17 protein-coding genes are annotated in these 13,839 nt (G+C 44.2%); all 17 read left to right on the forward strand.

Features of this window, described 5'->3' with window-relative positions:
• Window positions 1–7: 7 nt before the first annotated feature.
• The 17 genes from comFB (at window position 8) to secA (ending at window position 13,786) form a co-directional block, all read left to right on the forward strand.
• Complete coding sequence (gene comFB, locus ACQE26_RS06780; protein ID WP_500471076.1) at window positions 8–292, forward strand: late competence protein ComFB; 285 nt, start codon at window positions 8–10, stop codon at window positions 290–292.
• A gap of 5 nt (window positions 293–297) precedes the next feature.
• Window positions 298–987: a phosphoribosyltransferase family protein gene (locus ACQE26_RS06785; protein ID WP_500471466.1), complete on the forward strand. Its 690-nt coding sequence runs from the start codon at window positions 298–300 to the stop codon at window positions 985–987.
• Window positions 988–1,060: 73 nt separating this feature from the next.
• The gene (locus tag ACQE26_RS06790; protein WP_438420745.1) at window positions 1,061–1,480 is read left to right on the forward strand and encodes a TIGR03826 family flagellar region protein; all 420 of its coding nucleotides are present in this window, start codon (window positions 1,061–1,063) and stop codon (window positions 1,478–1,480) included.
• A gap of 69 nt (window positions 1,481–1,549) precedes the next feature.
• The gene (gene flgM / locus ACQE26_RS06795) at window positions 1,550–1,816 is read left to right on the forward strand and encodes a flagellar biosynthesis anti-sigma factor FlgM (protein ID WP_016937773.1); all 267 of its coding nucleotides are present in this window, start codon (window positions 1,550–1,552) and stop codon (window positions 1,814–1,816) included.
• Between the two features lie 14 nt (window positions 1,817–1,830).
• Window positions 1,831–2,313, forward strand: a complete 483-nt coding sequence (locus ACQE26_RS06800; protein WP_438420744.1) for a flagellar protein FlgN — start codon at window positions 1,831–1,833, stop codon at window positions 2,311–2,313.
• Window positions 2,314–2,328: 15 nt separating this feature from the next.
• Window positions 2,329–3,846, forward strand: a complete 1,518-nt coding sequence (flgK, locus tag ACQE26_RS06805; RefSeq protein WP_500471079.1) for a flagellar hook-associated protein FlgK — start codon at window positions 2,329–2,331, stop codon at window positions 3,844–3,846.
• A 12-nt stretch (window positions 3,847–3,858) separates the two neighbouring features.
• On the forward strand, window positions 3,859–4,776 hold the full coding sequence (gene flgL, locus ACQE26_RS06810; protein WP_060964149.1) for a flagellar hook-associated protein FlgL: 918 nt from the start codon (window positions 3,859–3,861) through the stop codon (window positions 4,774–4,776).
• A gap of 90 nt (window positions 4,777–4,866) precedes the next feature.
• On the forward strand, window positions 4,867–5,436 hold the full coding sequence (locus ACQE26_RS06815; RefSeq protein ID WP_316099486.1) for a DUF6470 family protein: 570 nt from the start codon (window positions 4,867–4,869) through the stop codon (window positions 5,434–5,436).
• Window positions 5,437–5,465: 29 nt separating this feature from the next.
• Window positions 5,466–5,897 (forward strand): flagellar assembly protein FliW, encoded by a 432-nt coding sequence (gene fliW / locus ACQE26_RS06820; protein ID WP_016937778.1) that lies wholly within the window; start codon window positions 5,466–5,468, stop codon window positions 5,895–5,897.
• Window positions 5,891–6,115 carry a carbon storage regulator CsrA gene (csrA, locus tag ACQE26_RS06825; RefSeq protein WP_003151402.1) on the forward strand — a complete coding sequence of 75 codons (225 nt, stop codon included), beginning with the start codon at window positions 5,891–5,893 and terminating at the stop codon, window positions 6,113–6,115. The genes fliW and csrA overlap by 7 nt, the downstream gene beginning before the upstream one ends.
• Before the next feature lie 144 nt (window positions 6,116–6,259).
• Window positions 6,260–7,414, forward strand: coding sequence for a flagellin N-terminal helical domain-containing protein (locus tag ACQE26_RS06830; protein ID WP_438420743.1), 1,155 nt, complete (start codon window positions 6,260–6,262; stop codon window positions 7,412–7,414).
• Window positions 7,415–7,661: 247 nt separating this feature from the next.
• Complete coding sequence (locus ACQE26_RS06835) at window positions 7,662–9,182, forward strand: flagellar hook-associated protein 2 (RefSeq protein WP_500471082.1); 1,521 nt, start codon at window positions 7,662–7,664, stop codon at window positions 9,180–9,182.
• A 19-nt stretch (window positions 9,183–9,201) separates the two neighbouring features.
• On the forward strand, window positions 9,202–9,603 hold the full coding sequence (gene fliS, locus ACQE26_RS06840) for a flagellar export chaperone FliS (protein WP_045926616.1): 402 nt from the start codon (window positions 9,202–9,204) through the stop codon (window positions 9,601–9,603).
• Window positions 9,603–9,947, forward strand: coding sequence for a flagella biosynthesis regulatory protein FliT (gene fliT / locus ACQE26_RS06845; RefSeq protein ID WP_060964153.1), 345 nt, complete (start codon window positions 9,603–9,605; stop codon window positions 9,945–9,947). The genes fliS and fliT overlap by 1 nt, the downstream gene beginning before the upstream one ends.
• Before the next feature lie 9 nt (window positions 9,948–9,956).
• Window positions 9,957–10,334: a DUF8042 domain-containing protein gene (locus tag ACQE26_RS06850; RefSeq protein ID WP_060964154.1), complete on the forward strand. Its 378-nt coding sequence runs from the start codon at window positions 9,957–9,959 to the stop codon at window positions 10,332–10,334.
• A gap of 194 nt (window positions 10,335–10,528) precedes the next feature.
• Window positions 10,529–11,095, forward strand: a complete 567-nt coding sequence (gene hpf, locus ACQE26_RS06855; protein ID WP_500471083.1) for a ribosome hibernation-promoting factor, HPF/YfiA family — start codon at window positions 10,529–10,531, stop codon at window positions 11,093–11,095.
• Between the two features lie 165 nt (window positions 11,096–11,260).
• Entirely contained in the window at window positions 11,261–13,786 is a 2,526-nt protein-coding gene (secA, locus tag ACQE26_RS06860) for a preprotein translocase subunit SecA (protein WP_047475776.1), read from the forward strand.
• Window positions 13,787–13,839: the final 53 nt, after the last annotated feature.

The following is a 13,839-nucleotide window of genomic DNA, read 5'->3' on the forward strand; positions in this document are numbered from 1 at the left end:
TGTCAACATGCTTGTCAATTCTAAAGAAATCATATTAAGGGAACTTCTCGACCGCCATATGCCTCAGCTTCATATGAAATGCACATGCCGCGTATGCAAAAATGATGTACTGGCTCTTTCGTTAAATCGGGCTGAACCGGCATATGTTACTGATAAAAAGAAAGTTGCTTATGCAAAAGCAGAGATGGTTGATAAACAGAAAAATACGGCGCTGCTTGTCATTCTGGCTGAATCAGCCTCGATTGTTTCAGTTAAACCAAGCGAGTTCTGTGAAAATCGGGAAGGAGCGTAATATCTCTGAATTGTTTATTGTGTGATTCACCAATTTCAAGTTCACTGACCTGGAGATCTCTATTTTCCCTTGCGCCGGAACAAGAGGTATGCAGCGCATGCAGCAATCAATTCGAAAAAATTGAAGGTCCCGTATGCTGTTTGTGCGGAAGGTCTCAGGAGTCAAATGAAAAATGCGCTGATTGCATGTCGCGGGAATCAAAAACGGAAAAGCGCTTTTTACTGCGGCAGAACCGTTCGGTATATTTGTATAATGATGCGATGAAGGATGCATTGACCCGGTTTAAATTCCGGGGTGATGCGAAAATCATTCAAGCATTTGAACGTGATTTTGCTGCCGGCTTTAAAGCGGCGTACCCGTCAAATACACATACCCTCGTCCCTATTCCGCTGAGCGGCGAACGGCTGGCGGAACGCGGATTCAATCAATCCGAGCTGCTGGCCTCTCTGCTCGGAATGCCCGTCATTTACCCCCTCATCCGACTGAACAATGAAAAACAATCCAAAAAAAGCAAAACAGAAAGGCTCTCCGCAGAAAAAAAGTTTTCAGCTGCTGAAAACTCCGCCGAAGGTATGAACGTCATTTTAATAGACGATATTTATACGACGGGCGCCACACTGCATCAAGCTGCCGAAGCTCTGCTGACAGAAGGCAAAGCGTTATCGGTCTCCTCTTTTACTTTAATCAGGAGCTAAATCATTCATTTTTTCTGCCGATATAATTGATAGAAATATAAGGCAGATAAATGAAGGAATAGGAGTTAAAACGATGGGTGAATTGGCAAATTGTCCAAAATGCAATGCTTTATTTTTTAAAACGAACCTGCAGACCGTATGCCAGGCATGTATTAAAGAAGAAGAAAAAGCATTTGAAACCGTCTATAAATTTTTAAGAAAGCAGATCAACAGACAGTCGACGATGCAGCAGATTACTGAGGAAACAGGTGTGGAAGAAGAGCTGATCCTCAAGTTTATCAAACAAAAAAGGATTCAAATCAGCCATCTTCCGAATTTGGCATACCCTTGCGAAAGATGCGGAAATCCGATCAGGACGGGGAAATTCTGCAAGTCCTGTCAGACTGATATCGAGTCGCAATTAGATCATATGAACCAAAAAACAGCTGCTGAATTCAAAGAGAAAAATAGTACTAAAGACACATACTATGCCTATAATACCAAAAACACCTGATTCCCTAAACTAACTGATAACGCAGTCGATAAAAGAATTAGACTGCGAACAGAAAGCGAGAGGAATCCAATGAAAATCAATCAGTACGGAACACAATCCGTTAATCCATACCAAAAAAATTACGAAAAGCAAGCCGTACAAAAAGAGGCTGCAAAGCCGAAAGACAAAGTGGAAATTTCTTCTCATGCAAAAGAGCTTCAAAATGCGTCAGATGCGGTCACTAAAACACGTCAGGAAAAAATCGCTCAGCTAAAAGCGGATATAGAGAGCGGAACATATAAAATAGATTCAAACAGCATCGCTGAAAAAATAATGAATTTCTATAAAAAGCAATAAAAAGGAGAAAGCCAATGTCAGCAAAGCCAATTATCGATCAACTGAAGCGACTTTGCGCACTGCATGAACATCTGCTCACGCTGTCTGAGGAGAAAACGGAAGCGCTGAAAGCAGGTAAAACAAAAGAGCTTTCCAACATATTGACCAAAGAGCAAAAGTATATTCAGGCAATCGGGCAGACTGAGGAAGAGCGAATCAAGTTAACTTCCCAGTTTCTCAGCCGCGGTGAAGATAACACAATTGCTGCATGTATCTCAAGAACTTCAGGCAGTGAAAAACAGGAGCTTGAAGGATTATTTCACTCTTTATCTGCGCTTCTTAACCGTCTGAAAGAAGTGAATGAGATGAATAAGCAGCTCACGATTCAGGCTTTGCAATTCATCTCAGGGGCATTCGATATGATCATGCCGGATGAAAAAGAGAATATGAATTATAAAGAGCCGCAAGCGGCGCGCCAGCCTGTCAGCCGTTTGACATTATTCGATTCAAAAGCTTAGAACGGAGGATTTTCAATGCCATCGACATTTATGGGGCTCGAAACAGCAAGACGTGCACTGAGTGCGCAGCAGACTGCATTGAGCACAGTTTCAAATAACGTTGCAAATGCAAATACAGAAGGATATACAAGGCAGCGCGTCACATTACAATCGACGAGTCCTTACCCCGCTGTATCAAAAAACAGTGAGCTGACGGCCGGCCAAATCGGAACCGGGGTCAAAGCCGGTTCAGTGGAGCGTGTAAGAGACAGTTTTTTAGACTATCAGTACAGAACTGAAAATACAAAATTAGGCTACTATACAGCCCGTTCCAATTCATTGTCGCAAATGGAAGGCGTCATGAAAGAGCTTGATGATAACGGATTAAACGGATCACTCAGTTCGTTTTGGAATGCCCTTCAGGACCTGGCGACGAACCCGGAAAATACGGGAGCGCGCTCAGTCTTGCAGGAGCAGGGGAAATCTCTTGTCGAGAGTTTTAACTATATATCAAGCTCTTTGACTAACATTCAGGGGGATATTAAAAAGAACCTGGATAACACAGCGGATCAGGCCAATTCAATTTTAAATCAGCTGAATGACCTTAATACTCAAATAGCGGCAGTTGAGCCGAGCGGTATGCTTCCTAATGATTTATATGACCAAAGAGACAGATTGATTGACCAGCTATCTTCTATGGCAAATATAAAAGTTTCATATAATAAGTCGGGCGGACATGCCTTGGCGACTGCTGAAGGCACGGTCAACGTGGAATTGCTGAACGGAAACAACAATTCTCTCGGAACACTGCTTGATGGTAATACAAAAACCGTTTCAGAAATGAAAATCAACTACGACCAGGACAGCGGTCTTGTGTCAAGCGTATCCGTCGGCAGCAATGCGGTTAATGCGGATGCATTTACCGGCAAAGGCTCACTTTTAGGTCTTATTGAGTCATACGGCTATATGTCAAATGGAGAAGAAAAGGGCCTTTATCCTGAAATGATGACTGCTCTTGATAATATGGCGCTCTCCTTTGCTGACGCGTTTAATGCGGTTCACGAAAAAGGAAAGACCTATACAGGCGAACAGGGCGCAGCATTTTTTGATTTCAGCGGTGATGAAGCGGTGCCGGTAAAAGGGGCGGCAGCGAAAATAAAAGTCAGTGACAAAGTCCTTGCGTCTACAGACAATATCGCAGCGTCGTTAAACGGAGAAAAAAGCGACGGCACAAACGCGACAAACCTGGCAGCCGTGCAGAACAGCAAGCTGACAATTAACGGTGAAACCACTACAATTAATGACTTTTATGAATCCCTTATCGGCAAGCTGGGCGTTAATTCACAAAAAGCGGCCAATCTTATGAACAACTCTGAAAGCAACACCCTTTCGGCCGATCAGCGGAGACAATCAGTCAGCGCAGTGTCATTAGATGAAGAAATGACAAATATGATTCAGTTTCAGCACGCTTATAATGCCGCTGCGCGAATCATAACGATGCAGGATCAAATATTCGATAAAATTATTAACGGTATGGGCACCGGAGGAAGATAAGGAGATAAGTAAATGAGAGTAACTCAAGGGATGATCGCAAAAAATTCTCTTCGATTTATCGGCTCAAGTTATGACAAGCTCGATCGGCTTCAGCAGCAAGTGTCTACGGGGAAAAAAATCACCAAAGCTTCTGATGATCCGGTCGTCGCAATGAAGGGAATGCAGTACCGTACTCAGCTTGCGCAGGTCAACCAGTATCAGCGGAATGTTTCGCAAGGTTTCACATGGCTGGAAAACTCGGAATCCAGCGTAAACTCGGAAACGGATATTATGGGGAAAATCCGGGACTTGATGATTAAGGCAAAAAGTGATTCGAACGGTGAAACGGAATTAAAAGCCATCGGTACAGAAATCGGCCAGCTGAAAAAGCAGCTCGTTTCTGTCGCGAATACTCAGGTGAACGGGCGTTACCTGTTTAACGGAACAAATTCAGATGTCCCGCCGATCACTGAAAATGCCGACGGCACGTATACGTACAACTATGAAAATTACACGAGTGCTTCGGATGTTAACATCAACATTTCGAACGGGGCAGTGCTGAAAGTGAATTCTGACCCGAATTCAGCTTTCGGGGGCGTCGCTCAAAATGGAGATAATGTATTTGAATTTCTCAACTCATTAGAAGCTTCTTTAAGCAAAGGTACGCTCTCTGAAGCAGATTCAAATCAAATTCTGTCAGACATCGACGGTTTTACTGACAAAATGAATGCTGAAAAATCCAATATCGGCGCCCGAACAAACCGTTTGGAACTCATTAAGACAAGGTTGGAATCTCAAGCTGCTACCGCTGAAAAAGTATTGTCAGATAATGAAGATGTAGAAATGGAAGATGTGATTGTTGATTATTTATCTCAGCAGACGGTTCATAAAGCTGCGCTGTCAGTAAATGCGAATATCATTCAGCCGTCACTGATCGACTTCCTGAAATAATAGATGAAACGTCTTCTATATATAAAAAAAGCGACTCACAACAGGGAGATCGCTTTTTTTACTAGAACACTCTAAAGAGGAGGGGTCTCTATGCAGATGCCGAGATTGATTATTGACAGTGTGCCTGCTAAAATCGGTATAACCTTTCAGAAGGAAGAAATCGAGATGGAACAGCCGCCCGCTGACCTGGAAATCGAGCAGCCGCCGGCAGAGCTGAACATTGAAAGCACGCCGGCCAAACTGACGATTGATCAGACGAGGGCGTGGGAGAACTTAAATCTGAAATCATTTGAAAAGCTGAACGCTGAAGCCGCCCAGAAAGGTGCGGAAGCATGCAGTGAGTTTATTGCGAAAACAGTCAGAGAAGGGAAGGAAATGGCGGCTATCGAAAAGAAAACCGGCAATGTGATGGCCCGTCAGGCAGCGGATGTCAGTCCGCCCGATCCATTCGGCGAATTCAGCGACTTTCTGCCTGCGCAGTTTCTCGTTGATATTGACTGCATTCCTTCAAAGCTTACGGTTGATATTGAAGCCCGCAAACCTTCAATTGAAGCCACCGCCCATAAACCGGTATGGAATTACACACCGGGGAGAGTTCAGATTGATATGAGGCAAGACCCTAAAGTGACGATTTCGGTTGACGACGGTAATACAGAATAAAAGATGAAAGTGGTAAAGGATTGTGAAGCATGATTATTAAAACAAAATATCACGGAGAAATCAGAATAGACGAAGGGCAGATTATCTCATTTGAAAACGGGCTACCGGGATTTAATGACGAGACTCAATTTGTTGTTCTTCCTTTGTCGGAAGATTCACCGTTTTTGGCGCTGCAGTCTGTCAAACAGGAGCATATTGCCTTTATTGTCGCCAGTCCGTTTATTTTCTTTAAAGGATACGAATTTGACATTGACCAATCGACGCTGGAGCTTTTGCACATTGAAGATATAGAGGACGTCGAAGTGATGGCGATTTTAACGCTGGAAGAGCCTTTTGAAAACACGACCGCCAATTTAAAAGCGCCGATTATCGTCAATAAAAAGGAAATGAAGGCGAAACAAATCATTTTACATGATGCTTCCTATGAAACAAAACATTTGATAGGAGGAGGATCATGCTAGTTCTCTCGAGAAAAGTGAATGAGTCCATTCAGATCGGGCCGGATATTGAAATCAAGGTGATTGCCATCGAAGGAGAGCAAGTGAAACTGGGAATTGAAGCGCCGCAGCACGTGGATATTCATCGGAAGGAAATATACTTGTCCATCCTGGAAGAGAATAACAGAGCTGTATCTTTTAATACTGATTTATTACTTAATTTATCCTCACAAAAAAAGTGAGGATTTTTTTATTTTCAATATAAACAATAGAAGCGGCCGTCCGATATATATAGTGTAGCCAATGAGAGGAAAAATTTCCTTCAAAAATGATGCTGCGCAAATGCACAAGGACGTGCGAAAAACAATTCAGGGAGGAAATACAAAATGAGAATCAACCACAATATCGCGGCTCTTAACACTAGCCGTCAGCTGAATGCAGGTTCAAGTTCTGCTGCAAAAAACATGGAAAAATTATCTTCAGGTCTTCGCATCAACCGCGCTGGTGATGACGCAGCGGGTCTTGCGATCTCTGAAAAAATGCGTTCTCAAATCCGCGGTTTAGACATGGCGTCTAAAAACGCTCAAGACGGAATCTCTCTTATCCAAACGGCTGAGGGTGCATTGAACGAAACTCACAGCATTCTTCAGCGTATGAGCGAGCTTGCAACTCAAGCGGCGAACGACACGAACACTACTTCTGACCGTGACGAGCTTCAAAAAGAGATGGACCAATTATCATCTGAAGTAACAAGAATCTCTACTGATACTGAGTTTAACACAAAGAAATTGCTTGATGGCACGGCTGACAAACTGACTTTCCAAATCGGTGCTAACGAAGGCCAAACAATGAGCCTTTCAATCAACAACATGAACGCTGATTCTTTAAAAGTTATTGGCCAAGTTGGCGAAAAGACAGCACTTGATGGAAACTCTGAACTCGAAGTAAGAAACGATCAAGGTGAAGCCGTGAAAATTTCATTCACTGCGGCTGGAACTTCTGATGTAGATAAAACAACTGCGTCTTATGATGAGACTAGCAAAACTGTAACTGTAACATTAGCGCAAAAAGCTGATGGTACTATTACTGCTTCACAAGAAGACGTTCTAAATTCTTTAAATAAAACAGGGGCTGTTAAAGCTACTGCTATTGATGGCGCAGACTTAACTAAAAAAGCTACTGCGGGAGCTGACACTACAACTTCTACTACAGTAACTAAAGACGCTACAAAAGGTATCGACATCTCATCTTCAGCTAAAGCTGCGTCTTCAGCTCTTACAACAATCAAAACAGCTATCGACACAGTATCTAGCGAGCGCGCTAAACTTGGTGCGGTTCAAAACCGTTTAGAGCACACAATCAACAACCTTGGTACTTCTTCTGAGAACCTGACTTCTGCTGAATCACGTATCCGTGACGTAGACATGGCTTCTGAGATGATGGAGTACACGAAAAACAACATCCTTACTCAGGCTTCTCAAGCAATGCTTGCGCAAGCTAACCAACAGCCTCAGCAAGTTCTTCAATTGCTTAAAGGTTAATGACGGAAAGATCCTGGTTCTCCAGGGTCTTTTTTTATTTCTGCAGCTTTTCCCCCTCATCATGCCAAAGAACCCTATTGACAAAATGAAACATTATATTTTGCAGTTAAATTATTGAAAACCTTTTAATCTGACCGATATAAGAATAAGATCATACATTTATGGAGCTGTGATATGATAAACAGTCGGAAACTCACTGTTGTCATAGAGCCGTCTACGACTAAACGCCGAAAAGGAGAGGGTACATATGGTCACAAGAATCACAGGCCTTAATTCCGGTCTTGATGTAGATTCTCTGGTGAAAAAAATGATGGATGCCGAAAAGCAGCCGCTTAATAAATTAAACCAGCAAAAGCAGACGCTTGAATGGAAGCGCGATGCTTATCGGGAAATGAATACCCAGATTGCCGACATGTATTCCACTACATTTAATAATATGCTGATGTCCACAAACTGGAATAAAAAAACAGTAACAAGTTCGGATTCCAGTGTCAGCGCGGCGGCTGTCAGTGCTGAGCAAAATATTTCAACGAGCATGTCTGTTCAGCAGCTGGCCACGCCGACGACATATAAATCTTCAGGCGCAATTCATTTCACCTCAGGCCAGAGCCAGACATTGAAATTCAATGTCACAAATCCGGGTGAAACGAAGCCGACAGAGGTAAACGTCACGATCGCTGCAACTGATACGATTGATGATGTGGTCACCAAACTGAACAGCTCAGGCCTCGGGGTGACGGCTTTAAAAGAGAAGATTTCCAACGGCACGGATTATGTGGATACGATTGCGTTCACTTCCAATAAAACGGGAGAAGGGTTTGCCCTTGCCGCAGGTGATGACGCAACTAAAAGCTTCCTGAAAGATCAGCTCGGTTTTGCCGTTGATGATACAACGAATGAACTTACGGCCAATGCCGAAGGGAAAAACGCGAAGTTTACGTTCAACGGGCTTGAAATGACCAAAACGTCAAATAACTTTACGATCAACGGCATCAAATATACGCTGAACAGCGTGACGGAAAGCAATAAAACGGTTACGATCAACAGCACGACTGATACGGACGGGATTTTTAATAACATTAAAGATTTTGTTGATAAGTACAACACGTTAATTAAAAGCGTAAACGCGAAGGTGACGGAATCAAAATACCGTGATTATACGCCGCTAACCGATGAACAAAGAGAAGCGATGACTGATAAGCAGGTTGAGCAGTGGGAGGCAAAAGCCAAAAGCGGTTTATTACGGAGCGACAGCACCCTGCAGAACGGTTTGGCGGAGATGCGGCTGGATCTGTACTCGACGGTTACGATTGACGGAAAAAAATATCAGCTCACGGATTTCGGAATCGAAACGTCTGATAACTACACCGATCAAGGAAAGCTTGTCATTAAAGATGAAGCAAAACTGAAACAGAAAATTACCGAGAATCCGTCTCTCGTGGCTAAGCTGTTTAATGCGGACAGCCCTGATACAGCGAAAACCAAAAACCCGGAAGAGCAGGGGATTGCCCGGAGATTAAAAGACACATTAAACAAAATGCAGACTCAAATTTCGAAACAAGCGGGCACGGAAAGCTCAGTATCAACGAGCTTTGCTATCGGAAAAAGCCTGGACGAAGTAGATAAAAATATTTCCGATATGAAAACAAAGCTGGATGACATCGAGACGAGATATTATAAAAAGTTCAGCGCATTGGATACGGCATTGGAGAAATTGAACAGCCAATCTTCATATCTCACGTCAATGTTAGGATCTTCAACATCATAATCTTGGAGGTTTCATAAAAATGGCAATAAATAATCCTTTTGCTGCTTATCAGCAGACATCCGTCTTTACAGCCGCTCCGGAAGAGCTGACCCTTATGCTTTATAACGGCTGCCTGCGATTCATTAAGCTGGCCAGGCAGGCAATGAAGCAAAACAACCCTGAAGCCAAAAATGAAAATATCGTAAAGGCGCAAAACATCATCCAAGAGCTCAGCATCACGTTAAACCGGGAGATTGAGATTTCTGAACAAATGTCATCAATCTATGATTACATCCGCCGCCGCCTGATTGAAGCGAACGTGCAGAATAATGAAGGATTGTTAGATGAAGCGGAAAAGCTTGTTACTGAATTTCGCGATACGTGGAAACAAGCCATGCAGAGCGAACGGAAAAACAGCCATGGCGCGGGCGGCCTTGCCTGATGAACAGCAATGTCCTTTCTTTGTATAACGAAACGAAGAACATGCACGCCGCACTGAAGGATGCCCCGGAAAGCGACGGCCTCATCAGCAGCTTTACGGCATTTACGGAGAAAAGGGAGGAGATGCTTGCGGGCATAAAGCCGCCTTTTTCCGAAGAAGAAAAAACGCTGCTTCAGCAGGTGGCTGCGATGGACCGCTTGATTACCGGAGAAGTGAAACGGCTCCAGGATGGCATCCGAAATGAAATAAAAACTCTCAAGAAAAAACGGGTGTACCATAATACGTATTTTAATCCGTATCATCAAACGACAAGTGACGGCCGTTATTACGACAAACGCAAATAGGTGAGTGTTTTGAGAAGTTTGAACGATTACCATTTGGTGTCAGCATACTACCAGCTTCTTTTTACCATTGATGAGGGGCTTTGCTACCTATTGGATACACAGGATGATTTTTTTAAGACGGAGGGCGAACGGATTTACAACGATTTGATTCAGGCTTTTTTTCATCTCGATTCCTCTCATGCGCTTCTCTTGTCTATCGTTGAGTGCCAATGCGTGGAGACGGCGATTCGGTCATTTGACGAGATTTTTCAGGATTTCAGCATGTTAAATGATTATGATTTCCCGTCCGCTCCATTTCAGGAGTTTTTAAAAACCATCTTTCTGCCGCATTATAAGGTGTGGATGGAGCAGACGCACGACTGCATCAAACCGTATGTTCTTCACTAGACCTGCTGCAAGCGGCAGGTCTTTTGCCTGCGTCTTCTGCATATACTGATAATCCTGCCGGAAGCAGCGGATATAAGCCGACACTATTCGTCATCGTTCACCGAATTTACACATTATTTTAACGTTTCAGCAGGGATCAGAAGGGGAAAAAGAGAAATAGTTACATATCCTTAGATAAAGGGAGGCGTTCTTTGATGAACTACAATATCAGAGGAGAAAACATTGAGGTTACACCTGCGTTAAAGGATCATGTGGAAAGAAAAATCGGCAAGCTGGAACGATATTTCGAGCAGAGCGTCAATGCCGATGTGAACGTCAACTTAAAATTCTATAATGATAAGGAATCCAAAGTTGAAGTCACCATTCCGATGACTGATCTGTCGCTTCGTTCTGAAGTGCATAACGAGGATATGTACAATGCAATTGATCTCGCAACAAACAAGCTGGAACGTCAAATCCGAAAGCATAAAACAAAAGTCAACCGAAAATTCCGCGAGCAGGGTCTTCCGAAACATTACTTCGAGAACGGAAGCTCAGCTGAAACAAACGTAGCGGTTCAGGACGAAATTGAAGATGACAGCCCGGAAATTGTCCGTCAGAAACGTTTTAATTTAAAACCGATGGATAATGAAGAAGCGATTCTCCAAATGAATATGCTCGGACATAATTTCTTCGTATTCACCAACGCGGAAACGAATCTGACAAATGTCGTTTACCGCCGGAATGACGGCAAATACGGATTAATTGAACCGACTGAATAAACCATCCAGCCTTCCGTGAACGCGCGGAAGGTTTTTCTCTTTCTTTATCTGCAAATTCTTTGGAAATGGCAAAAGGTATGTTATGATAATGAGAGGTATACATGGACAGAAAATTATCATTTATTCCATGCGAAATCTGCATGTGAACATAGAGGAGCGTTATAGATGCTTGGGATTTTAAATAAAATGTTTGATCCGACCAAACGTGCGCTGAACAAATACGAAAAAATAGCGAATGACATTGATGCTGTAAAAGGAGATTATGAAAATCTCTCTGACGATGCGCTTAAACAAAAAACGGCAGAATTTAAAGAGCGGCTTGAAAAAGGAGAAACGACGGATGACCTTCTTGTCGAAGCGTTTGCCGTCGTTCGTGAAGCTTCACGCCGCGTAACCGGCATGTTTCCGTTTAAAGTGCAGCTGATGGGGGGCCTTGCCCTTCATGAGGGGAACATCGCCGAAATGAAAACAGGGGAAGGGAAAACGCTGACGTCCACCCTTCCGGTATATTTAAACGCGTTGACGGGAAAAGGCGTTCACGTCGTAACGGTCAACGAATATCTGGCAAGCCGTGATGCCCAGCAAATGGGAGAAATTTTCGAGTTTCTCGGGCTTACAGTCGGCCTGAACCTGAATTCGTTGTCAAAAGACGAAAAACGCGAAGCCTACGCGGCCGATATCACATATTCAACGAATAATGAACTCGGCTTTGATTATTTGCGTGACAACATGGTGCTTTATAAAGAACAAATGGTGCAGCGCCCGCTTCATTTTGCTGTTATTGATGAAGTCGATTCCATTTTAGTCGATGAAGCGAGAACGCCATTGATTATTTCCGGACAAGCTCAGAAGTCCACAAAACTGTACGTGCAGGCAAATGCGTTTGTCCGCACACTCAAGCAAGATCAGGATTATACGTATGACGTCAAAACGAAGGGCGTTCAGCTGACGGAAGAAGGAATGACGAAGGCTGAAAAAACGTTCGGCATCGACAACCTGTTTGATGTCAAAAACGTGGCGTTGAACCACCATATCAACCAGGCTTTAAAAGCCCATGCGGCGATGCAGAAAGACGTGGATTATGTTGTTGAGGACGGCCAGGTCGTCATCGTCGATTCCTTTACCGGCCGTCTGATGAAAGGACGCCGCTACAGCGAAGGCCTTCACCAGGCGATTGAAGCGAAAGAAGGCCTGGAGATTCAAAATGAAAGCATGACTCTGGCAACAATTACGTTCCAAAACTATTTCCGTATGTATGAAAAGCTTGCCGGCATGACCGGTACCGCAAAAACGGAAGAGGAAGAATTCCGCAATATTTATAACATGCAGGTTGTGTCCATTCCGACCAACCAGCCGGTCATCCGTGAAGACCGTCCGGATTTGATCTACCGCTCAATGGAAGGGAAATTCAAGGCGGTGGCGGAGGATGTCGCCCAGCGCTACATGACCGGACAGCCTGTTCTTGTCGGTACGGTTGCCGTTGAAACATCTGAATTGATTTCTAAACTTCTGAAGAATAAAGGAATTCCGCATCAGGTGCTGAACGCGAAAAACCATGAGCGTGAAGCTCAGATCATTGAAGAAGCGGGACAAAAAGGCGCTGTCACAATTGCAACCAACATGGCAGGACGCGGAACCGACATTAAACTCGGTGAAGGCGTAAAAGAGCTTGGCGGCCTTGCAGTCGTCGGTACGGAACGCCACGAATCCCGCCGGATTGACAACCAGCTCCGCGGACGTTCAGGGCGCCAGGGAGACCCGGGTATCACACAATTTTATCTTTCAATGGAAGATGAATTGATGCGCCGTTTCGGAGCTGAACGGACGATGGCGATGCTTGACCGGTTCGGTATGGATGACTCCACGCCGATTCAGAGCAAAATGGTGTCACGCGCCGTGGAATCGTCTCAAAAACGTGTCGAAGGAAACAACTTCGATTCACGTAAACAGCTTCTCCAATATGACGACGTGCTCCGTCAGCAGCGCGAAGTCATTTACAAGCAGCGTTTTGAAGTCATTGACTCTGAAAACCTGCGTGACATTGTGGAAGGCATGATCAAGTCTTCACTGGAGCGTGCAATTGCCGCTTATACGCCGAAAGAGGAGCTTCCGGAAGAATGGAATCTTGACGGCCTCGTGGAGCTCGTGAATACAACGTATCTTGATGAAGGCGCGCTTGAAAAGAGCGATATCTTCGGAAAAGAACCGGATGAAATGCATGAGATGATCATGGACCGCATCATGACAAAATATAATGAAAAAGAAGAGAATTTCGGCACAGAGCAGATGCGTGAATTCGAAAAAGTCATCGTATTGCGTGCCGTCGATTCAAAATGGATGGATCATATTGATGCGATGGATCAGCTGCGTCAAGGGATTCACCTTCGCGCCTATGCGCAGACAAATCCGCTGCGTGAATACCAAATGGAAGGTTTCGCTATGTTTGAGCACATGATTGAGTCCATTGAGGACGAGGTTGCGAAATTCGTCATGAAGGCCGAGATTGAAAGCAATCTGGAACGCGAAGAAGTTGTTCAGGGCCAAACAACGGCTCACCAGCCGCAGGACGGCGATGAGGCCAAACAAGCGAAAAAAGCGCCGGTACGCAAAGTCGTAGATATCGGACGCAACGCACCTTGCCATTGCGGAAGCGGAAAAAAATATAAAAATTGCTGCGGCCGGACAGAATAGTCACGACTGTATGCATCGAACATGACCGGGTCTGCGTCTTATGGCGCCCCGGA

The sequence above is a fragment of the Bacillus sp. 5RYD7K genome (assembly GCF_059831465.1).